Annotated in this window: 17 protein-coding genes; 5 read left to right on the forward strand and 12 right to left on the reverse strand. The window is 31.1% G+C overall.

Annotated elements, in window-relative coordinates:
• Window positions 1-57: 57 nt before the first annotated feature.
• The 3 genes from ACUN3A_RS04485 to ACUN3A_RS04495 all read right to left on the reverse strand — a co-directional run bounded on the left by ACUN3A_RS04485 (window position 58) and on the right by ACUN3A_RS04495 (window position 5,070).
• Complete coding sequence (locus tag ACUN3A_RS04485) at window positions 58-780, reverse strand: hypothetical protein (RefSeq protein ID WP_445550143.1); 723 nt, start codon at window positions 778-780, stop codon at window positions 58-60.
• Window positions 781-894: 114 nt separating this feature from the next.
• Window positions 895-3,351 carry a TonB-dependent receptor gene (locus ACUN3A_RS04490; protein WP_445552810.1) on the reverse strand — a complete coding sequence of 819 codons (2,457 nt, stop codon included), beginning with the start codon at window positions 3,349-3,351 and terminating at the stop codon, window positions 895-897.
• Window positions 3,352-3,372: 21 nt separating this feature from the next.
• Window positions 3,373-5,070: a M23 family metallopeptidase gene (locus ACUN3A_RS04495; protein ID WP_445550144.1), complete on the reverse strand. Its 1,698-nt coding sequence runs from the start codon at window positions 5,068-5,070 to the stop codon at window positions 3,373-3,375.
• 366 nt (window positions 5,071-5,436) lie between these two features.
• On the opposite strand from ACUN3A_RS04495, the gene ACUN3A_RS04500 reads away from it, so the two are divergent.
• The 3 genes from ACUN3A_RS04500 to rny all read left to right on the forward strand — a co-directional run bounded on the left by ACUN3A_RS04500 (window position 5,437) and on the right by rny (window position 7,801).
• Complete coding sequence (locus ACUN3A_RS04500; protein ID WP_445550145.1) at window positions 5,437-5,727, forward strand: hypothetical protein; 291 nt, start codon at window positions 5,437-5,439, stop codon at window positions 5,725-5,727.
• 10 nt (window positions 5,728-5,737) lie between these two features.
• Entirely contained in the window at window positions 5,738-6,031 is a 294-nt protein-coding gene (locus ACUN3A_RS04505; protein ID WP_445550146.1) for a cell division protein ZapA, read from the forward strand.
• Between the two features lie 207 nt (window positions 6,032-6,238).
• Window positions 6,239-7,801 carry a ribonuclease Y gene (gene rny / locus ACUN3A_RS04510; RefSeq protein WP_445550147.1) on the forward strand — a complete coding sequence of 521 codons (1,563 nt, stop codon included), beginning with the start codon at window positions 6,239-6,241 and terminating at the stop codon, window positions 7,799-7,801.
• Between the two features lie 484 nt (window positions 7,802-8,285).
• On the opposite strand, the gene ACUN3A_RS04515 is transcribed toward rny, so the two are convergent.
• The 5 genes from ACUN3A_RS04515 to ACUN3A_RS04535 form a co-directional block, all read right to left on the reverse strand.
• The gene (locus tag ACUN3A_RS04515; RefSeq protein ID WP_445550148.1) at window positions 8,286-11,252 is read right to left on the reverse strand and encodes a sugar-binding domain-containing protein; all 2,967 of its coding nucleotides are present in this window, start codon (window positions 11,250-11,252) and stop codon (window positions 8,286-8,288) included.
• Window positions 11,253-11,536: 284 nt separating this feature from the next.
• Window positions 11,537-15,211, reverse strand: coding sequence for a hybrid sensor histidine kinase/response regulator transcription factor (locus ACUN3A_RS04520; protein WP_445550149.1), 3,675 nt, complete (start codon window positions 15,209-15,211; stop codon window positions 11,537-11,539).
• A 102-nt stretch (window positions 15,212-15,313) separates the two neighbouring features.
• Entirely contained in the window at window positions 15,314-16,816 is a 1,503-nt protein-coding gene (locus ACUN3A_RS04525) for a PAS domain-containing sensor histidine kinase (protein WP_445550150.1), read from the reverse strand.
• Window positions 16,817-16,902: 86 nt separating this feature from the next.
• Window positions 16,903-17,799, reverse strand: a complete 897-nt coding sequence (gene xerD, locus ACUN3A_RS04530; RefSeq protein ID WP_445550151.1) for a site-specific tyrosine recombinase XerD — start codon at window positions 17,797-17,799, stop codon at window positions 16,903-16,905.
• 78 nt (window positions 17,800-17,877) lie between these two features.
• A complete protein-coding gene (locus ACUN3A_RS04535; RefSeq protein ID WP_445550152.1) occupies window positions 17,878-18,480 on the reverse strand; it encodes an outer membrane beta-barrel protein in 603 nt (200 codons plus the stop codon).
• Between the two features lie 291 nt (window positions 18,481-18,771).
• On the opposite strand from ACUN3A_RS04535, the gene aroQ reads away from it, so the two are divergent.
• Window positions 18,772-19,185, forward strand: a complete 414-nt coding sequence (gene aroQ, locus ACUN3A_RS04540; RefSeq protein WP_445550153.1) for a type II 3-dehydroquinate dehydratase — start codon at window positions 18,772-18,774, stop codon at window positions 19,183-19,185.
• 84 nt (window positions 19,186-19,269) lie between these two features.
• Window positions 19,270-21,735: a DUF5686 and carboxypeptidase regulatory-like domain-containing protein gene (locus ACUN3A_RS04545; protein WP_445550154.1), complete on the forward strand. Its 2,466-nt coding sequence runs from the start codon at window positions 19,270-19,272 to the stop codon at window positions 21,733-21,735.
• Between the two features lie 79 nt (window positions 21,736-21,814).
• Here ACUN3A_RS04545 and ACUN3A_RS04550 read toward each other — a convergent pair whose 3' ends face one another.
• From ACUN3A_RS04550 to ACUN3A_RS04565, 4 genes are all read right to left on the reverse strand, one after another.
• Window positions 21,815-22,681: a cation diffusion facilitator family transporter gene (locus ACUN3A_RS04550; protein ID WP_445550155.1), complete on the reverse strand. Its 867-nt coding sequence runs from the start codon at window positions 22,679-22,681 to the stop codon at window positions 21,815-21,817.
• 96 nt (window positions 22,682-22,777) lie between these two features.
• Entirely contained in the window at window positions 22,778-24,094 is a 1,317-nt protein-coding gene (murA, locus tag ACUN3A_RS04555) for a UDP-N-acetylglucosamine 1-carboxyvinyltransferase (RefSeq protein WP_445550156.1), read from the reverse strand.
• 123 nt (window positions 24,095-24,217) lie between these two features.
• Window positions 24,218-24,925, reverse strand: a complete 708-nt coding sequence (locus ACUN3A_RS04560; RefSeq protein WP_445550157.1) for a DUF4290 domain-containing protein — start codon at window positions 24,923-24,925, stop codon at window positions 24,218-24,220.
• A 2-nt stretch (window positions 24,926-24,927) separates the two neighbouring features.
• A complete protein-coding gene (locus ACUN3A_RS04565; protein ID WP_315199445.1) occupies window positions 24,928-25,224 on the reverse strand; it encodes a DUF493 family protein in 297 nt (98 codons plus the stop codon).
• Between the last annotated feature and the right edge of the window lie 149 nt (window positions 25,225-25,373).

Consider the following 25,373-nt stretch of genomic DNA (forward strand, 5'->3'; position numbering starts at 1 on the left):
AGCTCCACTGCAATCCCTCACGCAGAAATTAACTTTAAAAAATCAAAAGGATATATTTTAAATAGGATTATACGTTTCCACTTTCCAGTCTTTATCAGCCAAATTGATGTAATTGTAGTGCACTACATCTTTACTATCAAATTTTCCGTTTTTGTTAGTGTCTTCAACAGTTCTAAAGTACAAACGATTTTGAGATTCAATTAAGTTCCAATCTATCAATTCTTGAAAATCAACTGAAACTTTGGTGAATTTCTCTCCGCTGATTTTGCTCAAATACAATGTTGTGATATCACTTACATCGAGTTTTCCATCTTTATTGGTATCCATATCCATCAGTGAATATACCATAATTTGCTTATTGATTTTATCCGAAACCGTTTTTAAGTAGGTTGCCGTTTGAATCAAAACTGGCTTATCTGTCAATGCTTTTATAGAATCTGAGCCAATTTTTTGGAATTTAATATTCTGCAAATATCCCGTAATCTGAAACTCGGACATGTTTGATATCGTGAAACTCAAATCATTCACACTCGAAGAGCCATATTTGTTTTTGGAACCTTTTTCATAAACACTCAAGTCCCCAACAGGATGAATCAAATAGTCTGTCCCTTGCATTTGTATGGGTAAATCGGCAATTTTTATTTGAGTCGAATCTGCTTTAGTAAGTTCTTTTCCTGCTTTTGAGGCATCATAAATCACTTTTGGCTTTTCTGTTTCTTCTTTACAGCTGGCCAAAAATAAAAGCGAGATTCCGATACAAACAAAATGTGATGTTCTCATAATAATTTTAATATTAAAATATAAACTCAAATGTAATCATTTTTAAAAATGGAAAAGGCAATCAACTATAGATTTATTCATGCTAATAAGTTCACATTTATCTTTTGAAAATTATTATAACCTTGCAGTTAATTTCAAATTAAAAACTCGAGCTGTCATATAATTAGGAATAGCATATACTGATTTAGTATACACATCTTGAATCCAAGTATTTGTTATTGCATTTTGATTATTAAAGAGATTAAAGATTTCAAACCCTAAAGAGAGTTCTTTAAAATTCTTAAAAAATTTCTTCGTAGACATCCCTACTTTTTGATCTATAAAAACTTTCGAAAAACCAACATCGGCTCTACGGTAGTCATTCAATCGATTTTGATACAAATACGGATCCGAATAAGATGGAGATCCTCCTGGTAATCCTGTATTGTACACTAAATTAAGATACAATTTTAAACTTGGAATCTTTGGCATATAATCCTGAAACAAAAGACCAAATTTCAATCGTTGATCTGTTGGTCTGGCGATATTTCCTTTGTTATCAATATTTTCTTCCGCTTTTAAATAGCCAAAACTAATCCAAGAATCGGTTCCCGGAACGAATTCCCCATTAAGCCGAACATCTAGTCCTTTTGCGTAAGCAGTAGCATTATTGTTCGCCATATAACGTATTCTCACATTATCAATTGTATACGGATTGACATCTGTCATATCTTTATAATAGGCCTCAGTAATAAGCTTAAAAGGGCGTTCCCACATTTTAAAACTATAATCGTTTCCTAAAACAATATTCAGCGATTTTTGCGCTTTGGTATCGGGTTGAACTACTCCATTATAATCCCGTAATTCTCTATAAAATGGAGGTTGATTATAAATACCAATAGTAAATCTAAAAAGCATTTCTTTTTTCCAATCAGGCTTTATAGCAAACTGAGCCCTTGGACTAAAAACAGTTTGCATCTTACCATTTATATTTTCACCCGAAACTTCCCAACTTTGCATACGAGCACCAAGATTGTACCATATTTCATTAGTTCCTAAATTGTCTTTTCGGCTCCATTGTGCATAAGCAGAAAATCGATCAATATCAGTAAAATTTATCGCTCGTACAGATTGATACGGAACTAACGCCCCTGAATACGGTTGATAAGGTTCGTCATTTTTAGGTAATATAACAGGTGGTCTTATTGAGAAACCTGCCGAATCAATTACCTCCCATTCTGAAATTCGATCCCGAATGGATTCTCTAGTATATTTTACTCCCCATTCGATTTGATTTTGTTTCCAGTTATTGAATCCTTTAATTTCTAAATTAGCAATTAAAGCATCCAAATCATTACGGGCATGAGTAAGTTGAGAACCAACTCCTCTGGTAAACTCAATATCTCCATACGAATCTGAACCGATATTAGTATCTACTTCTCCTAATCTATATTGTGCATAAATATCAAAATATTCTTGCTCAATAGTATGAAATAAAGAGCCTATAAATTTTAAAGAAAAAGTATCATTCACTTTATAAGTAGTTTTTAAAGCTCCAAAATAAGTAGTATACAAGTCTTTCTCTTTTCCTTCATAATAAACAGCAAGTGCCATAGGTTTATCTATTGTACCAAAATTAGTTTGACGTGTAAGCGGTTGGTATAAATATTTGTTTTGAGAAATATTTCCTAAAAAACTCCAATTCCATTTGGACGAAGCTTTATAATTGATATTCGTTTGAATATCTGCAAAAGTAGGAGTGTAATTCGTTTGTGTGTCCTGACTATTCACAAGAAGACTGTTATTTCTATAGCGAATTCCAGTAATTGCAGACCATTTTTTGTCTTTAGAAACAGCATCAACTGAGAGACTTCCTCCTAGAAAACTCATTTCGAGTGATGCGCCAAACTGCGTTGGATTTCTATAGGTAATATCTAAAACCGAAGACATTTTATCACCATATTTCGCTTGAAAACCTCCCGCAGAAAAATCAATATTCTGAACCAAATCAGTATTAACAAAACTCAATCCCTCTTGTTGTCCTGAGCGTATCAAAAAGGGACGATACACTTCTATTTCATTAACATAAACTAAATTTTCATCATAATTTCCACCTCGAACACTGTATTGAGTACTTAATTCATTATTTGAATTTACACCTGGCAGGGTTTTCAAAACATTTTCGATACCTGCATTGGCACCAGGAATAAAACGAATGTCTTTAGCTTCAAAAGTAAGAATCCCTTGAACCGATTTTTTCCTATTATTATTGACAATAACCTCGCCCATTTGTTCTTCTTCATCACTCATATACATATTAAATACATATACCTCTTTAGATTTTAGAGAAACTTTTAGACTGGCTTTTTTTAAAGAAACATGGGTAAATTCTAATGTAACATTTTGATTGGATGGAATAGTAATTTGATAAAAACCCTTTGCATCAGTTTGAACAACATTATCATTACAAATTACATTTACGCCTTCAACAGGACTGTTTTTTTTATCTAAAACAACTCCTTTAACAGTAGCTGTTTGAGCAAATGAAGCTACTCCTACCCAAAAAAAAATAAAACAACACAGAGATTTAATACTATTCAATTGATTTGGTTTTTATAATTTTTGATTTCTTAAAAAATGAGTTTCAAAGGTAGCAGAATTCCCAACATTATCAACAACAACAACTTTTAATTCATTTTTGCCTTCTACAGAAATTCCGTCATTGAAATCATAAGTCAAAAGACTTGTTTTATTATCGTATTCCATCAAAATCCATTTCCCGTTAAGATAACCATTATATGATTTTATACCCGACAAACCATCTGAAATACGAACTTGAAGAACTTTTTGATTGTTTAAATTTTTTCCTTCAATAGGTTTCGAAATTTTAATAATAGGAGCAATCGTATCTATCGCTAATTTGTACTGACCAAGCGTTTTTACTTTTGTTTCATAAACATTGTTTTTTTCACGAGTTGCATTATAACTTATTCCTCCACCACTTACTCGACCTATAAAGACTTTATCCTTTTTACTTGCATCATAACTACTATTCTCCATTGTAATTGTAAAATTAGAATGCGCAGGAACAGTATCATCATGAACTGTCAATACATTATTACTAAAACCAAAATTCAAATCAAAGTCATTGTAAAAAGTTCCAGCAGGAAAGAAAACAGAATTTTTATCTTTTTCAAAAAAAGAATCTTTCGATGATTTTACCACATAATTGGCAACGACAGCTTCTTTTTCGATTATAGTTGAAAGTGAATCATATTCTATCGGAATAGCGATTGTTGTTTTATTTCCATAAAAATCGGAAACTTCCAAACGACAGACATTAGTTAAATTAGGAGTGACCGTAATTACACCTTTAGAATCATCGGCTTTAATAATACTCAAATTATAAGGAGGGTTCATAAACAACTTTTGAATCCTTTGACTTGTTTTTTTATAAAATGAATAATCGATTAAAGCATTTACATAACGCATTTCATCAAAAGCATACGTATTGAATTGGTAACCAAAAACAGATTTTCCATTGTTAGACAAATCCACATTGAAAGCACCATTTTTATTAAACGACACATCATCATAATCATAAGTTGTAATTCCAAAACCAATTTTACCATTAGCAATAACTTTATTAGCCAGATAGGTTCCGTCTTTTTGCAAAGATATATTAATAGGAATACGACGTTGCGAATGATTTACCGTTGTTTTAGGATCAATTGGATAAACATACAAATTAGAGACAATAGGTTTCTTGGTATCTTGCATCAAAGCATCGAATCCAAAAAACATTGGATTGATTATTTTCTCCGTTTTGGTATCTCGAAATTCAAAATGTAAATGTGGACCTTCGGAAGCACCTGTATTTCCAGACAGCGCAATTAACTGTCCTTTTTTGACAGGCATTTGATTCGGTTTAAAATACATTTCAATTTCAAAAGACTTTTCATTATAATGTGTCTTCTTAATATAACTTTGGATAGAATCAGTTGCTTTTTGCAAATGGCCGTATACCGATGTAAATCCGTTTGGGTGATCAATATAAATCGTTTTTCCATTACCGAAAGTAGAAATCTTAATTCTGGAAACGTATCCATCAGCAACTGCATACACATTTAATCCTTCTTTTTGAAGCGTCTTCATATCAAAACCTGCATGAAAATGGTTCGGACGCAATTCTCCAAAATTCCCTGATAATTTTAGCGGAATATCAAGAGGCGAACGAAAATAGTTTTTAGGATACTCCACTTGTGCAAAAAGAGTTACGGAGAACAATAGAAAAAAAAAGGAAAATTTCATAGAAAAACATTTTTGCTAAGATAAAAAAAGCCAGCAAAACCCACAAACCTCAATTCGCTTATTAATTTTTTAGAATATACACCTAACTCATTTTTAAGAGTTATCGTAATTGATTGCTACTACAGCATTGCTTTTTGGCAACAAAAAAGTAAAAAGTACCGTTTCAATCAAGACTAAGGATAAACATTGATTATTTTTACAATCATTTGCTATTACACTCAAATTTAATTCACAAGACAAAACACAAAAACACAATAACCTGACTTACAGCAAATTGATTATTTTAACGTAAAAAAATCAATAAAATATTGCAATAATAAAAAGGAATACTAACTTTGTAAGATTAAGAAATGAATTGGAATTATAATGGGTGTGATTGCAGAAATAATTGATACTCTTGAAAGTAAGATTGGAAAACTTTTTCTAAAAATAGATTTTTTAGAAAAAAACAATCAAGACTTACGTTCAGAATTAAAAAAAACTGCAGTGTTATTACAAGATCAATCCAAAGAGATGGAGGCGTTAAAAACACAATTAGAGACACTCAAAATAGCCAACGCATTATTAGGCAGTGACGACAATAAAAGAGATACAAAGCTTAAGATAAATTCAATAATTCGTGAAATTGATTACTGTATAGCCCAGCTATCAGATTAATATAAAAGACATGGACGAAAAGCTTAAAATTAAGATATCAATTGCAGACAGAGTTTACCCTTTAACGGTAGATTTTTCTCAAGAAGAAGGACTTAGAAGTGCTTCAAAAAAAATTGATGCTATGATTAAGCAATTTGAAGAAAATTATGCCGTTCGAGACAAACAAGATGTACTAGCGATGTGCGCTTTGCAATTTGCCTCTCAAGTGGAACAAAAACAAATTGATAATGCCATAAATGGCGATGAATCCATCGATAGATTAAACAAAATCAATTTGCTTTTAGACGAATATCTCGAAAAATAAACGTTCTTTACAAAGACTAAGATACTGCCTACATTAGTTCATATTGGTAAACTCAACACTAACAATTTAGAATGAGCAAATCATCACTACTAAAGCATGCCACGCTTCGGCGAGGAAACTTGAACAGTGAGTTAGCTCAAAACTTGTCTTTTCGAGTTTATACAACTTCTAATGTAGGCTTTTTTTATATATAAATTTTTAATAAACATGGACATCATAACGATAATTATTTCAGGAATTACAGGTATTGCACTTGGATTTGGTATTGCCAAAATCATAGAAAAAAGCAACATCTCTAATTTAATTAAAAGCGCAAAAAAAGAAGCTTCTTCAATTTTAAAAGATGCTAATCTTGAGGCTGAGAACATCAAAAAAGATAAAATTCTTCAAGCAAAAGAAAAATTTATTGAATTAAAATCAGAGCATGAACAAGTAATTTTAGCCAGAGACAAAAAAGTCGCTGAAGTTGAAAAGAGAGTTCGTGACAAAGAATCTCAAATTTCAAATGAATTATCAAAAGCTAAAAAAGTAAATGATGATTTTGAAGCAAAAACAGCAGAATATAACTCTAAAATAGAAAATTTAGAAAAGAAACAAGAGGAAGTTGACAAAATACACAAAAGTCAATTACAACAACTTGAAGTGATTTCTGGATTATCTGCCGAAGAAGCTAAAAACCAACTTGTAGAAGGTTTAAAAGCTGAAGCTAAGAGTAAAGCAATGTCTCATATCCAAGATACTATCGAGGAGGCTAAATTAACAGCACAACAAGAGGCTAAAAAAATCATCATCAATACTATTCAAAGAGTTGGAACTGAAGAAGCGGTAGAAAATTGCGTTTCTGTTTTCAACATTGAATCAGATGATGTAAAAGGTAGAATCATTGGACGTGAAGGTAGAAATATCAGAGCTCTTGAAGCTGCTACCGGAGTTGAGATTATTGTTGACGATACTCCAGAAGCGATTATCCTTTCTTGTTTTGATCCAGTTCGTAGAGAAATTGCCCGTTTAGCATTACACAAATTAGTTACTGACGGACGTATTCACCCTGCTCGTATTGAGGAAGTGGTTGCTAAAACAACCAAACAAATAGATGATGAAATTATTGAGGTAGGTAAACGTACTGTGATAGATTTAGGCATACACGGATTACATCCTGAATTAATAAAAGTAGTAGGTAGAATGAAATACCGTTCTTCTTACGGTCAAAACTTGTTACAACACTCTCGCGAAGTTTCTAAACTTTGTGGAATTATGGCTGCCGAATTAGGATTGAATGTTAAACTAGCCAAAAGAGCTGGATTACTTCACGATATTGGTAAAGTACCAGATGCAGAAAGTGATTTACCACACGCTTTATTAGGAATGCAGTGGGCCGAAAAATATGGTGAAAAAGAAGAGGTTTGCAACGCAATTGGTGCTCACCACGACGAGATAGAAATGAAATCATTATTATCTCCAATTATTCAAGTTTGTGATGCTATTTCAGGAGCAAGACCTGGTGCTAGACGCCAAGTTTTAGATTCTTATATTCAACGTCTAAAAGATCTTGAAGAAGTGGCATACGGATTTAGCGGTGTAAAAAATGCCTATGCTATTCAAGCGGGTAGAGAACTTCGTGTTATCGTAGAAAGCGAAAAAGTATCTGATGATAATGCAGCTAATCTATCTTTCGAAATTTCTCAAAAAATCCAAACTGAAATGACTTATCCTGGTCAAGTTAAGGTTACTGTAATTAGAGAAACTAGAGCAGTAAATATTGCAAAATAAAAAGTATCCTTTCTATTAAGAAAGCATAAAATACAAAAAATCCAAATTCCTTTTATTATAATTGGAATTTGGATTTTTTATTATAAGTCAAAAAGCAATCTTTACTTCAGATAAAACCTTATTGAATTATATTTTTACAGACTATACAAGTCTTTTTAAAGTGATGAAATTTCACACATCCTTATCTGCTTAACGGCTTCTTTCTGGTATTGCTTTATGAGATTCAAATTCCTGTTTCCATCTTTAAAGATTTCTCTCATGGCAACAACCTCCTATTTATTTTTTTTAAGATCTAATAATTCCCTTAAGAACTCAGTAGTTAAATAATCTGGATGAAGTACAACTGAACCTAAATCCTTCAAAGTATGATTACCAATTAAAACCTTTTTTATGCAATACAAAAATAAGCATATCTTCATTGGCGTTTCTACCAATGAAAATATGCTTATTTCACAATTGTATCCTAATAAATTAAAAAAAGATTTTATTGAAGTGGTTCATATATTTCTATTTCAACAATTCTTAATTGTTGATTAGAATTATTTCCTTTTTTCAACCCAGCTTGATCAACTTTTCCAGTAATTTCAACAAGTTTTATTTCATCACTGTCTTTTGAAGCACCCGCCAATTCGATTCTCACTTTTTTACCTTTTGTAGGTTTACAATCCAAAGTTACATAACCCAAACTTGTTGGTGTTGTCCCATTAAATACTTCTTTGTTATCTACAAAAACTCTAACAGGGTATTTTTTGCTTCTCCATCCGGAAAGCTTTAAAACAATCTGATTGATTGTAGCATCACGTTCTAATTCATATTCAATTACAGGACTACCATCTTTAGTGTTTGCCCATTCGGTTAATTCATTGTCATCATAGCTTTTAATTGCATCGGCTTGATTCGAAGCTGTTTTAGCACCAATAATAGCAATTGGAGTCCTTGTTTTCTTAAATGATGGTGTATTTGGCGTAGGTCCTTTTTTAACATAAGAAGGCAAATTAGCATCTGGCAAAACTGTAGATAATTTTCCATTATCTATCACAATAGTTTTAATCACCAATTCTCCTGTTTTAAGATCTTTTGAAGTTGCTTTTATTTTAATTTCTCCCTGTTTATCTGTAGCTCTTACCAAAATTCGGTTAACTCCACATTCTACTGGAAGATTTTTAGACCCAATATAATTATCTGGTCCTTGTGCAATTCCTCCAATAAAAGTACCTTGTCCTTGAACATCAAAATTAATCATATCCAATGCTGTAGGACAACGATTTCCTTTATCATCTACAACCTCAACTTGTACAATTACAACATCGCTTCCATCAGCCACAGCACCTCCAGGTCTTTGAATAGAAGTTAACTTAACAGCAACTGGTTTTCCTGCTGTTTTTATTACATCTTCACAAACTTTTTTTCCTGTTTTATCATATCCAACAGCTTTAATACTTCCAGCTTTGAATTGAACATTATCAAACGAAAACAAGAATCTTTTATCTTGAATTCCTTTTCCAAGGCTTTTATCATTTACAAATAACTCCACCGCATCAGCAGTTGAAACTACTGTAACTTTTTTAGTTATTTTTTTATCATAGTTCCAATGCCCAATGATATGAATATTAGGAGTATTGGTATCTACCCATCCATCCCAAATTACTTGATGTGCAAAGAAACCATCTTTAGGAATTCGCATCGCATCTACTTCACCACTTCTTCTATAATTTTCTTCTCCCCTATGGTGCGTATTGGTATCACTAAATACGATATTTACTCCACCTGAACTCACTCTATTACCTGTTCCTGGTCTTGCTTCCCAATAATCATACCAACGCGCTACATTTTCAATAGCATGAGTATCTTGATTTCTATTATAAATAGAAGCTTCTTTATTTTGATACATAGGTCCATCTCCATCTTTATGAAAAGGAGGAGTTAAATCGTCCCAATATTTACGAAGACCTTCATCTCGACTATATTCCATAGCCCAAAAAGGAAGTTTTGCACTTTTGTTGATATACAACATTTCTCCACCATATTCAGCAACTTTACTATCTAACATTTCTCTACTTCCTATAGCACGCCCTCCATAAGAATCGTAAGTATCTCTAATAACCTTCATTTCTGCCATGTGTTCTTCAGAGATGCTATTATTTCCACATTCGTAGAATAAAATACTTGGATTATTACGATTATAAATTATACCATCACGCATTACTTCAGTTCGTTGTTCCCATCTTCTGCCTGTAACATCTTTCTCTGAATCTCCTGCTGGCATAGCTTGAATTAAACCAACTCTATCACAAGATTCTACATCCTGTTTCCAAGGAGTAATATGCATCCAACGAACTAAATTACCGTTACTCTCTACCATTAAACTATTGCTGTAATCACTCATCCAAGCAGGTACAGACATTCCTAGAGATGGCCACTCATTACTCGTACGTTGTGCATAACCATGCATCATGATAACACGATCATTCAACCAAACCATTCCTTTTTCGAACTTAGCCTTACGGAATCCAGTGCGAATTGTAACTTTATCAACAGTTTTATTATCTACCAATAACTCACTATTTACATTATATAAATAACCATAACCCCAACTCCAGAAATTCAAATTATTTAAAGCCTTAGACGCTTTTAAATCTTTTACTTGATTAGGAGCAATTGTAGCAGTTTCTCCAATAAAAGTAGCAATTACTTTTCCATCCATATCCGAAACACTAATTTTTAATTGTGCGTTTACAGCTGATGTATTCTCATTTTTAACTTGAGAAGAAACATTGATTAAAGCTTTCCTGTTTGCAATATCGAAATCAGTAGCATAAACATAAGTACCTGTTGTACCCAAACTTGAAAATAATGGCAAAGTTTGATATGTTTTAGATTTAATATGCAAGAATACATTTTTAGAAAGCCCTCCATAATTGGCATTGAAATTTTTATCATTCCATTGGTATCCAGAGTTTGAAGATTTTTCTTTATATTTCCAATCATTATCTGTTTTTACTGAAATCACATTTTCCTGTGGAAATGGATTTAAAAATGATGTAATATCAAGACCAAAAGCAGTAATACCATCTTCATGTTTACCAACAAAATTTCCATTCACATAGATTTCTCCCATTTGACGAATACCTTCAAATTCGATAAAAACTTTTTTATCTTTTGCGTCAGCCGGAATTTGAAATGTTTTGCGGTACCAAGCAATACCTGTAGATAAATTAGCAATATCTAATTTAAATGCTTCGGCTTGATTCCAAGCATAAGGAAGATTCACATCTGCCCAAGTTTTATCATTATAAGTTGAATTTTTAGCTTCTGCCTCATCACCAACATGCAATTTCCAATCATAATTAAAATTAAATTTAATTCCCTCACTGTTGTTATTCTGAGCAAAAAGCCCATTTACAAACAGCACTAATAAGCTGAATACACAATAAAATAACTTCTTATTCATTTTAGTTTTTTATAAATTATTAATTTTTCAAAACTTCTACCTCAAAAGAAATAGAAGCGTAGCAAATTTAGTTGCATGATTCTTTTTCTTACTATCAAAGACTGCCAATTCTTATCAAAATTTGACATGGCAAAATTTGATAAAAACCTATAACTTATTTTATTGCAAATCAATAAATAATAGAAATCAAAAAACTACTAATAACTGAGTAATCTGAGATTTCTATGTCATTAGTAGTTGAAAGTTTTTTTAAAGCAAAATTAAAATAGAAAAGGAATAAAATATCACTTAACATATTGCGATGGACTACATCCAAAGTGTTTCGAAAATGTTCTGGAAAAATTAGAAGCTTCAGAAAAACCTACTTTGTAAGCAATTTGAGAAACACTAAGATCTGAATTTTTAAGCAAATATTCGGCTTGATCCATCTTAACTTTTGTAATAAATTCATGCACGGTACAACCGCTAATTGCTTTTATTTTTCGATAAAGCTGTCTTTGACTAATTTTCAATTCCTGCGCCAATATATCGGAATTAAAATCTGTTTCTTCTATATGGCTAGTGATCAATTCAACCATTTTACTTAGAAAAACTTTATCTAAGTTGGGTGATTCTTCTTGAAGCTGATCGATACTCTTAATTCCAGACAGTCGATTTAATAAAATCATTCTGTTTTCTAAAACGCTTTTAATTTGTGCTTTTAAAACTTCCACACTAAAAGGTTTCATCACATAAGCTTCTGCACCTAGTTCGTAGCCTTCAATTTGGTTTTCATCAGAACTTTTTGCAGTCAATAAAATAATTGGAATATGACAGGTGTTTTCATTACTTTTTAGCTCTTTGCATAGCTCTGTTCCTTCCATCTCGGGCATCATAACATCCGAAATAATAATATCAGGAATGCTCTGTATTGCTGTTTCAAGTCCTTTTTTCCCGTTGTACTCCTGAATTAATATATAATCATTTTTCAACTCATTACCCAAATACATCTGAACATCTGGATTGTCTTCTACAATAAGTACTGTAAGCCTATTAGTTTCAAATTCTGGTGTTTGTACTTCTTTTTGATCTTTAAATTCCAATGATTCAGCAAATTCTTCTTTATTTCCAACCAAAGGAATTTCTTGAGACACCTCATAAGGCAAAGAAATAAACACTTTAGTTCCCTGACTCAAAACACTTTCTATAACAATTTTTCCATTTAAAAAGTGAACCAAACTTTGGGTCAAAGACAAGCCTATTCCAGACGAATAGCCATGAAAAGGACTTGGACCTACATTATTAAATGGTTCGAATATTTTTTCTAATTCCTTTGCATCAATTCCAATACCATTATCCTCTACAATAATTTCTATAGCATCTTTATCTTTGTTCAAATGTACCGAAAACAAAACAACACCTCCATCTGGAGTATATTTCAACGCATTAGACAATACATTAATTATAATCTGCTCTGCTTTTTCGAAATCCAAATAACAATTTAATGGTGCTTCCTCAACTTGAAGTTTAAAATCGATATTACGTTTTAATGCTATAAATTTAAACGTGTTATAGCATTCTTCAATAAATACATTAAAATCTTGCGTACTTGGTTTTAACTTTAATTTTCCAATTTCTGATTTTCTAAAATCCAAAATTTGATGAATTAATTTAGTCAAAAAATTTAAATTCCTATTGATTATAGAAAAATACAATGTTTTATCATTGTCTGACAAGTTTTTATTTTCCAGTTGTTTTAAAGGGTCAACAATAAGTGTTAAAGGTGTTTTTAAATCATGTGAAATATTGGTAAAAAATTCCAATTTTTCTCGATTTAACTCTTCTTGTTTTTCAGCATTCAATCGTTCTAATTTAATTTCATTTTTCAAGCGATCTCTATAAAGTATGGCTGTGAAAATCCAAAAAACAATACCTGTTAATAAAACTAAAAAAAACATTTTCGCCAACCAAGTCCCATACCAAGGAGCATTAATGATTACCTCTAAAGTACTTATTGGAGATTTTGTATCATTAAGCGAAACGATTCGAGCCTTAAAAACGTAATTACCTGGAGGTACTTTATTATAAGTAATTTTACTGCTACCGGTTTTAATCCATTTATCTTCATAACCTTCTAACATATATTCATAAACCTCTTTATTCGTTTTGTTATAATTCAAAGAAGCTAATTCTATAGTAAAATTTCGATTTTCATTATCTAATTGAAGCCATTGGGTTTGCGACAAATCTTGGGTTAAAATAGATCGCCCATTGATAGTATCCATCGGAATCACTTTTTCATTCGATAAATACAAGGTTTTAAAAATCAATTTATTATTTGCTACAACAGTCTTTATCTCACTTGGATTAAAAGCTAAATAACCGTTTTTATCCCCAAAATATATTTTCTGACTTACTCCATCCTTATAAAAAGCTCTTTCTGAAAAAGTCCAAGACCCAAATTGATCATCTTTCCTATAATTAGAAATTTTATTAGATACAATATTAACCATCGAAATCCCTTGTTTATGGGCAATCCACAGATTTCCATTATCATCATCTGTTATAGAAGAAATGTAAAGATTTGGAGTTTCCGATAACAATTGTATCTTCTCAATTTGCATTGTTTTAGCGTGAATTTTATTCAACCCTTCACTAGTACCAACCCAAATATTTCCTCGTTTGTCTCTATGTAATGCATAAATAAGGTTTCCTAAAATTCTATATTTGGGATTTTTCTGGAAAGTATTTAATAATAATTCATCATAAACAGTACCCTTATCATTTATTTTTATCCTAATAACACCAGTCCCTTCTGTTGCTAACCAAAGTTCATGATCCTTAACAGATAAAATATCCATAACACTATGATTATTAATTTTACTTGTCAAATCAATAAAGTCAATAGAATCATTGCTCACATTAATACGCCCAATACCATTATACAAACCAACCCATAAATAATTAGTCCCGGATGCTTTTAAGGCATATACAGACCAAGTCAATAAATTTGGACATAAATCTTTATTGATAACTACTTTACATTGATTGTTATTGGGATTATAACATTCAAGTCCATTAACTCCACCTATCCAAATTCTCCCTTTACTATCTTTTAATAAAGTTCGTATAAATTTAATTTGACTATTCGATTTATAAAAAGGATGATTATAGTCTAAGCCATCTTTATTGTAAATTAATATACCTTCATCAGTTCCTAACCATATTTTATCATCTACTTTTAATATTGCTTTGGCGGTAGCCAATTTTGTATTATCGCTACCTTTTCTAAAACTATAATGCAATTCAAAAGGGTTCCGATTAGGATTTGCTTTATAAACGTCTCCTCCTCTGGTACCTAACCAAATTATATTTTCATCATCTACAAAAAAATCAGTAATATAATCATCCAATAATTGTCCCGGATGATTAATATTGGCCGTATAACTATATTCTTTACCCGATTTTATATCTTGAGAAGTAAATAGGTGCGAGGATATTAAATACCTTTTTCCATTTACGATCCTATTTTTATTTAACAAATTTGAATTACTGCCTAACTTCTCAATTATAAGCTTTGGCACTTTATTATTAGTAACAATTTTAAAGGAATTTAACTTATAATTAAACCGAACGTACTTATTATCAAAAGTTAAAAACCAAAGTCCCAGTTTTTTATCCGAAAAAATATTTCGTATTCGATTATTTGGTAGCGATGTTTTATCATTAGGGTTATGATAAAAAAAGTCGAATGTTTTACCATCGTAACGGTACGCTCCATTCCAACTCCCAATCCAGATATAACCAACAGAATCTTTAGCTATCCCATGTATTTGGGTAACTGGATTTATTTCACGCCCTATAATTTTTTCAAAAAAAAGTTCTTGAGATCTTAGATTATTCGAAAAAAAAGAAAACAAAACGATAAAAACAAACAATCGCTTTTTTGAAGCAATTGTTTTTTTAATAAATATTTTCAAAATATAGATTTTTAATTGATATAATAGAAGGGTATTATATTTAAGAGTATTAAAAAATTTATGAAACATTACTTAAGATTAGCACCAACACTAATAAAAAAATTAGGCCTTTTTAAAATAAACTTTAAAAGTTGTTCCAAAGTTAAGTGTGCTTTCAACTTCAATTTTTCCGTTCATATTTTCTATTTGGTTTTTAGTCAAATACAAACCTACTCCTCGTGCATCTTTATTTCTATGAAATGTTTTATAAAGTCCAAAGATAGAGTCTTTATATTTTTCTAAATCGATTCCTAATCCATTATCCTTTACATTTAAAATTATGTAATCATTATTTGTCTCAGATGTAAATATAATTTTTGGGTCTTTATTTGGATCCGAGTATTTAATAGCATTAGTCACCAAATTCAACATAATACTCTCTAAATAAGCTGGTATACAATTTATTTCAATCGAATTGGGAACGTAATTCAATACTTGAATTCCTTTTAATTTTATAGACTCATATAAAACATCCAACACTTTGTCTATAAAGCTATTTATTTTTAAAAGTTGCAAATTATCTTCTCTCTCGGCATAAATACTTACCAAATCATTCAAATTTTCAATGGTCGAAAACAACTCATCAGATACAATTTGAATATTGCTCAACGTATCCGATTCTGACAAAAGTGCTTCTTTATGCAAATCCAATAATGATTTTATATTACCACTATGTGTTCTTAGATTATGAGAAACAATATGCGCAAAATTAAGTAACTTATTATTTTGAATATTTACAATTTCGAGCATTTTGGCTAACTCGATTTCCTTCTCTTTTTGTTCAGATATATCGGTATGAGTCCCTACGATTCTTAAAGGTTTCCCATTTTCATCTCTTTCAATAACTTTTCCTCTATCTAGAATCCATTTGTATTTCCCAGAGCACATTACACGATGGCAGGTCTCATAAAAAGGAATTTTGTTTTCAAAATGCAAATTGATATTTCCATAATATTCTTCACGATCATCTGGATGTACCCTTTCGTCCCATTCTTCAGGAGTAGCCACCAAATCAGATTCAGTAAGCTCTAATATTTTCATTGATTCAGAAGAATAATACACTTTATCTGTAATCAAATCCCAATCCCAAACGCCTCTGTCCGATGCCTGCACCGCAAAATGATATCTTTCATCAGCAATTTTCAGTCTAATTTCTTGCTCTTTCACTTCAGTTATATCCGAAATAAGTCCATAAAAAACTACTTCACCATTATCATTCCTTTTAGGGGTAGCATCTATACGAATCCATTTATATCCGCTTTCAGGCAACAATAATCTAAAATCAATTTCCCATTTTTCATTACTAGAGATAGCCTTTTCATATGAATCTAAAAACATTTTAAAATCAGGCTCATAAATTTTATAATTAGACAACTTATAGGAATCCTGAAGGAATTCATTTATTGAGAATTCATCTAAAAACTCAATAGGCTTACTCAAAAAATCAACTGCAATTTGTTTATCAGAATTTATTCTTATTTGAAAAATAATATTGGGAAGTTGTTTAATTAGACTTTCGTATAATTTATTTAAATCTTCGGGATTTTTATTGGCTGTAAAGATCATAACTTATAAACTTCTTAATGTAATTGCAAAAATATCGAAACTTATATAGATACTATTATAAAAACTTAATAATTTATTTTAAAAAATTACTTTCTAGGATGGTAAGTATTAATAACTTCTGTTAAATATTTCCTATCTAAATGAACATAAATTTCAGTTGTAGTAATGGATTCATGTCCCAGCATTAATTGGATGGAACGTAAGTCGGCACCATTTTCTAATAAATGAGTAGCAAATGAATGTCGAAATGTATGTGGGCTAATTTTTTTATTCAAATTGTTTTTTACTGCCAAATCTTTGATAATCGTAAAAATCATTGCTCTAGTCAATTGTCTCCCCCTTCTATTCAAGAACAACACATCTTCAAATCCTTTTTGAATATTTAAATGGATTCGCGTTGTGTTTTTATAGATCTCCATGTATTTTTGAGTCAGTTCCCCAACTGGCACAAAACGTTGCTTATTCCCTTTTCCAGTAATCTTGATAAAACCTTCATCAAAAAACAAATCTGAAATTTTCAAGGCTACCAATTCCGAAACTCGAAGTCCGCAACCGTACAATGTTTCCAATAAAGCCCGATTTCGCTCCCCTTCATTCGAACTCAAATCAATCGCTGCTATAAGCGCATCAATTTCTTCAACAGTCAAAGTATCCGGCAATTTTCGCCCTGTTTTTGGAGACTCAATTAATTCTAAAGGATTATCATTTCGTAAATCTTCAAATATTAAATAGGAAAAAAAACTTTTTAGTCCTGAAATAATTCTAGCTTGTGATCTTGGATTTACTTCTTTGGATACAGTATAAATAAATTCTTGAAGTGTTTCTTCTTTAATAATTAAAGGTGAAACCTGAATCTCTTTTTGAATCAAAAATTGACATAAACGTTCAATATCAAAAGAATAATTGTCAACGGTATTTTTCGACAATCCTCTTTCAATCTTAAGATACGATTGATAATTTTTAATATATGTTCCCCAGCTCATAGAACAAAGAAACGTATTTTTTAGGCATAAAAAAACCTCTCAAAAATTGAGAGGTTCCTATTTTCAAAATATTCTAAACTACCATTTGTATAGTAATCCAAATTTTGGTTGTGCAAAAATGTTATTAAACAAATTTACATTGATTACTAAATCATTTGTATTGTCTCCATTTTCAGGACTAACGTTGTTGTAACTCAAAATTTGAGCTAAAGTAAAGGTCATAGCCCATTTTGGAGTAAAGAAATAATTGATTCCTAAATCAAGATTAGCTTTTATACCATTATTAACATTTGAGCCACCATTTAGATAATCCATTTTTGTATGATTATAACCTAATCCAGCTTCACCAAAAGCTTTAAAATTACCTAAACTCAAGAAATAATATCTTGCAAATCCTCCAATTCCAAATGAGGCTGAATTATCATAGCCATTAGCATTTGGTAAATAAGAAACTGTCGAAAAATTAATATCAGCACCTATTGCCCATTTATTATCCAAAAAATATCCAACTTTTGGAGTTACAGCAAAATAGTCATCACTACTGTCTCCAGTTGTTAAACTAATCCCTCCTTCAATCCACATATCTCCTTTCGAAAAAGTAGCTTTAGGCGATCCTGAATCTTGAGCATTTGCAAAATTAATCGCAAATACAGTTACTAGTAATACAATAATTTTTTTCATTTTTTTTTGTTTTGTTTATTAATATAAAAGTAAATGTACGAAAAACTAACTATTATCTGTTAACCGAATACATTTTAACAATTAGGCAAAATTTTGGAAACTGAATATTTTACAAACAATAAGACACTAATAATAAGACACTTAGTTCAAAAATAGATTTTCACAAGAAACAAAAGAAGGTTTATACTTAACAAAATAAAACTGAGTAGTTAAATTTATAAAACTATAGATTTTTATAAAAACAGCATTAAATTCAATGGGGATTATTTATTTTTACAAAAAACAAAAATTATGAAAATTGCCATCCTTAATGGTCCAAATTTAAATTTACTTGGAAAAAGAGAACCCGAAATTTATGGTTCTCAAACATTTGAAGATTATTTTGAAATTCTAAAAAACAAATTTCCTCAAATAGAATTAACGTATTATCAAAGTAATATCGAAGGAGAATTAATTGGTAAAATTCAAGAATTGGGTTTTAACTACGATGGTATTATCCTTAATGCAGGTGCATATACGCATACTTCTGTTGGAATTGGTGATGCGATAAAAGCAGTAACTACTCCTGTAATAGAAGTACACATTTCAAACACTTATGCTCGTGAAAGCTTTAGACATCAATCTTATATTTCAGGAAATGCTAAAGGAGTAATTTTAGGTTTTGGATTAAAAAGTTATGATTTGGCAATCCAGTCTTTTTTATAGTATTTCTTTTTATTTATTATAAAAATCTCCACGTATTTACGTAACATTACTTACAAAAAAGCGTCATACATAAAATTCATAACTATGAAAAACGCTTTTTTGTTCTTCTTTTTGCTTGCTAGTCTTTATAATTTTGCACAAATAAAAGGTAGAGTTACAGATGAAAAAGGAAATCCATTACCCTCTGTCACAATATCCGAAGACATTACTTATAATGGAACCACTTCCAATGATCAAGGCTATTATGAATTAAACACCAAAAAACAAGGAAAACAGTATATTGTGTTTCAGTTTTTAGGCTTTAAAACTCAAAAAATAGCCATCAATATAGTTTCTTCTATTTATAATTTGGATGTGAAAATGGCCGAAGAAAGTTTCAGCCTAAATGAAGTTGTCATTAATTCAAAAGATAATCCTGCCAATCAAATTATAAAAAACGCCATTGCTAATAAAAAGGCAAACATCGAAAAAACAGCAAAATACAAAGCTGATTTTTATTCGCGAGGTATTTTTAGAATCAAAGATGCTCCTAAAAAAATTCTAGGAAAAAAACTAGATATGTTTGATGAAGCCTTAGATTCAACCCGAAGCGGTATTCTTTATTTATCCGAAACTGTTTCTAAAATCTCTTATCAAAAACCCAACAAAATGAAGGAAACCATTATTGCTTCCAAAGTAAGCGGTAATGATAGCGGATTTAGCTTTAACAGTGCCGCATCGGCCAATTTTGACTTTTATGATAATTATTTGACTTTTGATGTAAATGTAGTTTCTCCAATCGCAGACAATGCATTTAACTATTATAAATACAAATTTGAAGGTTCTTATTACAATGAAAACAACCAACAAATCAATAAAATAAAAATTACTCCAAAAAGATCATCTGATCCTGTCATGGAAGGATATATTTACATAGTTGATGACAGTTGGGCAATTTATGCAGTTGATGTTAAGATTACAGGAGATCAGATGCAAAATCCTGCATTAAATTTATTGACTTTAAAACAAAATTTTAGTTATAATTCGGAGACCAAAATTTGGGTAAAAAACACTCAGACAATCGATTTCATCTTCGGAATGTTAGGTATTAATGTTTCAGGAAAATTCACCTATGTCTTTTCTAATTTTGAATTTGAGCCAACATTCACTAAAAAGACATTTACAAAAGAAGTATTAGCTTTTGAAGAAAATGCCAACAAAAAGGATGATGATTATTGGAATACTATCCGACCAATCCCTTTAACTATCGAAGAAAGTACCGATTACACCAAAAAAGACATTTTACAAACCAAGAAAAAATCACAAGTATATTTAGATTCAATAGATAAAAAGCACAATACTTTCCGTCCTTTAGAAATTATTACTGGCTACACCTATAAAAATTCTTTCCAAAAATGGTCTACAAAATATGATGGCGTATTAACTGGAATCAATTTCAATACTGTGCAAGGCTGGAAAATCAGCACGGGATTATCCTATACCAAAAACAATCGCGAAGAAGGTAAATACACACGAGTTGGTACTAATTTTGATTATAGTTTTTCTGAAAATAAATTTCGATCAACCGGAAGTTTTAACCATAAATTTAATAATGTCAATAAAAGTGAAATTCAAATTTCAGGAGGAAGTCGTGTAGCTCAATTTAATGAAGAGAGACCGATAAAAGAGTTGCTAAACTCAATTACCACACTGTTTTTTAAAGAAAATTTCATGAAGATTTATGAAAATAATTATATCTCCATGTTGTATCAACGTGAAATCACTAATGGAATTTTCATGAAAGCCAAAGTAGATTATTTGGAAAACAAACCTTTATCTAATACCACCGATTATACGTTTATACAAAAAGACAAAGCCTACACCTCTAATAATCCATGGGCACCAAATGACTTTACAACGCCAGCATTCGAGAAATATAATTTGGTGAAAGCCAAAATAGATGCTAAAATTAATTTTGACCAAAGCTACTATTCACGTCCAGATGGAAAATATAATGTTTCGAATGAGAATTATCCTGAATTGACATTAGGTTTCGAAAAAGGTTTGGCTGGAAGTGAAAAAAAATATGAGTTCGACTATTTAAAAGCGAAGATTTATTATGATTTAAAATTGGGTAACAAAGGAGACTTATCTTTGAATGCAAAAGGAGGTAAATTCTTTAATGCCAATCAAATTTCGTTTGTCGATTACGAACATTTTAATGGAAATCAAACTTATATTGGATTTTCAAACAGCTATTTGAATGTATTTAATCTGATGCCTTATTACACCAACAGCACCAATGATAGTTACTTTGAATTTCATACAGAGTACAATGAAAAAGGCTATATAATGAATAAAATTCCATTGTTAAACCTACTAAAATCAAACTTAGTTTTAGGATATCACTTATTGGCAATCCCTAATAAAAACCCCTATTCGGAATACACGATAGGCTTGGATAATCTAGGTTTTGGAAAATTTAAAATGTTTCGATTGGATTATGTACGTTCCTACCAAAATGGATTCCAAAAAAACGGAATTATTGTTGGTTTAAAATTTTTGAATTAAAATCACATACAAACTGAATCCATAAAAAAACCAATACTTTTTACTTGTATTGGTTTTGTTTTTTTGAATTACATTCTATTTAATTAGGTTCAATATGAATTAAAACATTCCCTAATTCTGGAATTTCATCTCGTAAGGTATCTTTGAGTTTATGAGACAAATCATGTCCCTCTTTTACAGATATATCTCCATTTACCCGAGCATGAAGATCAACATGGTATTTCATTCCAGCTTTACGAATAAGGCATTTTTCAGTATCAATAATTCCATCAACATGATGAGAAACTTGTCTAATTTCTTCAACCAAATCATCATATAAATGTTCGTCCATGATTTCCCCAAGGGCTGGTCTAAAAATCAAATAACTATTGTAAAGTATAAAAATAGCGGCAAATAAAGCAGCCCAATCATCGGCAGATTCATATCCTTTTCCTAAGAACAATGCAATCGAAATCCCAATAAAAGCAGCAATCGAGGTCAAGGCATCACTCCTATGATGCCAAGCATCGGCTTTAAGAGAAGAACTATTGGTTTCTTTCGCTCTTTTGATTACCAATCGAAAAGAATACTCTTTCCAAAGAATAATTCCCCCAAGAACAAAAAGCGTCCATGGTTTTGGCAGATCATGGGGAGTTTGAATGTTTACAATACTTTCATATCCAATAATTGTAGCCGAAGTGATTAAAAAACCAACCACCAAAAAAGTAATCAAAGGCTCTGCTCTTCCATGTCCATAAGGATGATTATCGTCTGCTGGTCTGCTGGAATATTTTATACCAAATAAAACCAACAAGGATGCAAAAATATCCGCCGTTGATTCTATAGCGTCAGCAATTAAAGCGTAAGAATTACCAAAAACCCCAGCAAGGCCTTTTATTAGTGCCAGACTTGTATTTCCAATTATACTAAAATAAGTGGCTTTTATGGCTTTCTCTTCATTAGACATATCTGACTTTTTTATACTAAAAATCGCTTAAAAAAATTGTTTTCAGTAGAAAATTAAATTTATTTAAGCGATTTCAAAATTGATGATTTTTATTTTTTATTGTTTTTCTCTAACTATTTTAGCTCCAATTGCTCTTAGTCTTTCGTCTATACGCTCGTATCCTCTATCAATTTGCTCAATATTTTGAATAGTACTAGTTCCTTTTGCAGAAAGTGCTGCGATCAATAATGAAATTCCTGCGCGAATATCTGGTGAAGACATTGTAGTTGCTTTTAGAGTAGATTTAAAATCATGCCCAATAACTACTGCTCTATGTGGATCACACAACATGATTTTTGCTCCCATGTCAATTAATTTATCCACGAAGAACAAACGGCTTTCAAACATTTTTTGGTGAATTAAAACATCGCCTTTCGCTTGCGTAGCAACTACTAAAACAATACTCAATAAATCAGGAGTAAATCCAGGCCATGGTGCATCGGCAATAGTAAGAATTGAACCATCGATATCTGTTTTTACTTCATAACCGTCTTTATGTTCTGGAATATAGATATCATCTCCTCTTTTTTCAAGGGTAATTCCTAGCTTTCTGAAAACACTTGGAATAACTCCTAGATTTTCCCAGCTCACATTCTTAATAGTGATTTCGCTTCTTGTCATAGCCGCAAGACCAATCCAAGAACCAATTTCAATCATATCTGGTAAAATTCTATGCTCACAACCTCCTAATTTTTCAACTCCTTCTATGGTTAATAAATTAGAACCAACTCCTGTGATTTTGGCTCCCATAGAATTCAGCATTTTACAAAGTTGTTGCAAATAAGGCTCGCAAGCAGCGTTATAAACTGTTGTTCTTCCTTTGGCCAAAACAGCTGCCATCACAATATTTGCAGTCCCAGTTACAGATGCTTCATCAAGTAACATATCTGCACCTATAAGTCCATCTGGGGCTTCTACTCCATAAAAATGATCTTCTTTATTGTATCTAAATTTAGCTCCAAGATTAATAAAACCTTCGAAGTGAGTATCCAAACGTCTACGTCCAATTTTGTCTCCTCCTGGTTTTGGGATATATCCTTTTCCAAAACGAGCCAAAAGCGGTCCAACAATCATAATAGAACCACGAAGTGCGCCTCCTTCTTTTTTGAAAGCTTCTGTTTCTAAGTATCCAACATTTACTTCATCACATTGAAAAGTATAAGAACCATGTCCTAATTTTTCAATTTTAACACCCAAATTTCCCAAAAGCGTTATCAGTTTATTGATATCGATAATGTCAGGAATATTATTGATTGTTACTTTTTCGGTTGTTAAAAGTACAGCACATAAAATTTGCAATGCTTCATTTTTAGCACCTTGTGGTATTACTTCTCCTTTTAAACGAGTTCCACCTTCTATTTTGAAAACTTCCATAATTATTTTAAGTTTCTGAGCTCCTGAGTTTCTGAGTTTCTAAGTTTTTCTTAAGAGTTCCATGAACAATTCTGTCCAACATCTTAGTAACTTAGCGACTTAGTAACTTAGTCTCTTTTATTATTACTTTTTTTGAAACGGTTTTGGCTTTCCGTTTTTAATATTCTTATTACTTTGAATTTTTGGCTGCCCTAAAACACCCGTTTTATTAGAAACTCTTTTATTTGTCCTAAGTAAATCGGTAGTGTTTAATAATTCTTCTGTGCTTTGTAATAAATTCAATTTCCCATCCGATAACTCATAAAGATGTTCAAAAATGACATCGTCTTTTACGGTATCTTTATTCCAACTCAAATAGGATTTTTTCATGTGATTGGCAATTACTTTTACCAATGCGCTTTTCATTTCACCTTCCTCCCATTTGTTGGCAACATCAATCATATATTTAATGTTGTTTCCATAATACCTGTATTTCGGATAGTTTTGTGGATATTTCAAAACATCTGGTCTGAGTTGCAAAACTTCTCTTGACGGTATTGGATAAGGAGAATCTGCTTTTAATTTAAAATCAGACATGATAAAGAGCTGATCCCAAAGTTTATGCTGAAAATCGGGTACATCACGTAAATGTGGATTCAAACTTCCCATTACCTGAATGATGTATTTTGCCGCTTTGTTGCGTTTTTCATCATCTTCAATAATAGTAGCTTGCTCGATCAGTTTTTGCAAATGACGACCATACTCAGGAATGATTAAATGCTCTCTTTCAGAATTATATTCTAAATTGAAAACAACATCATTCGCATTTTCTTTTTTATATTTTTCGATCATAATTATAAGGAAACTATACCTTCTATTGTGGATAATTCTTGGTACTTATCTATTATTTCTTGAGAATCTTTTACCGTAACATCTACTGAAATACTAGTAAATTTTCCGGTTTTGGATTTTGTTGTTTTAATTACAGCTCCCATACAATTAAAGGCATTTTCCACTTTTAGGATATTTTCTTCGTTTGTTGGTACTATAAATTTAAACAAATATGGAGCAGGCCAAGAATTACTATTGTCTAATTCGGCTTTAAGTCTTTCGTAAAACTCTGCAGTCTTTTTTTCGTTGTCGTCGCTCATTCCTAAATAAAAATAAACGCAAATATACATTTTAGATTTTAGATTTTATAATAAAGAATATATAACATAGAATAAAGATTTTAGAAACTCTATTTTTGGCGTTTAGTTTCCTAAAAAAAACATGACTTCTCCCTAACCCAGATAATTAA

Source organism: Flavobacterium sp. WC2509 (genome assembly GCF_052683105.1).

Bases quoted from the DNA above. Each gene is read 5' to 3' on its own strand.
- ACUN3A_RS04545 (WP_445550154.1), top strand. From the start codon at position 19,270: ATGAAAAACGCTTTTTTGTTCTTCTTTTTGCTTGCTAGTCTTTATAAT.
- ACUN3A_RS04550 (WP_445550155.1), bottom strand. From the start codon at position 22,681: ATGTCTAATGAAGAGAAAGCCATAAAAGCCACTTATTTTAGTATAATT.
- ACUN3A_RS04565 (WP_315199445.1), bottom strand. From the start codon at position 25,224: ATGAGCGACGACAACGAAAAAAAGACTGCAGAGTTTTACGAAAGACTT.
- ACUN3A_RS04500 (WP_445550145.1), top strand. From the start codon at position 5,437: ATGGGTGTGATTGCAGAAATAATTGATACTCTTGAAAGTAAGATTGGA.
- ACUN3A_RS04505 (WP_445550146.1), top strand. From the start codon at position 5,738: ATGGACGAAAAGCTTAAAATTAAGATATCAATTGCAGACAGAGTTTAC.
- ACUN3A_RS04515 (WP_445550148.1), bottom strand. From the start codon at position 11,252: ATGAATAAGAAGTTATTTTATTGTGTATTCAGCTTATTAGTGCTGTTT.
- rny (WP_445550147.1), top strand. From the start codon at position 6,239: ATGGACATCATAACGATAATTATTTCAGGAATTACAGGTATTGCACTT.
- ACUN3A_RS04560 (WP_445550157.1), bottom strand. From the start codon at position 24,925: ATGATCGAAAAATATAAAAAAGAAAATGCGAATGATGTTGTTTTCAAT.
- aroQ (WP_445550153.1), top strand. From the start codon at position 18,772: ATGAAAATTGCCATCCTTAATGGTCCAAATTTAAATTTACTTGGAAAA.
- ACUN3A_RS04535 (WP_445550152.1), bottom strand. From the start codon at position 18,480: ATGAAAAAAATTATTGTATTACTAGTAACTGTATTTGCGATTAATTTT.
- xerD (WP_445550151.1), bottom strand. From the start codon at position 17,799: ATGAGCTGGGGAACATATATTAAAAATTATCAATCGTATCTTAAGATT.
- ACUN3A_RS04495 (WP_445550144.1), bottom strand. From the start codon at position 5,070: ATGAAATTTTCCTTTTTTTTTCTATTGTTCTCCGTAACTCTTTTTGCA.
- ACUN3A_RS04485 (WP_445550143.1), bottom strand. From the start codon at position 780: ATGAGAACATCACATTTTGTTTGTATCGGAATCTCGCTTTTATTTTTG.
- ACUN3A_RS04525 (WP_445550150.1), bottom strand. From the start codon at position 16,816: ATGATCTTTACAGCCAATAAAAATCCCGAAGATTTAAATAAATTATAC.
- murA (WP_445550156.1), bottom strand. From the start codon at position 24,094: ATGGAAGTTTTCAAAATAGAAGGTGGAACTCGTTTAAAAGGAGAAGTA.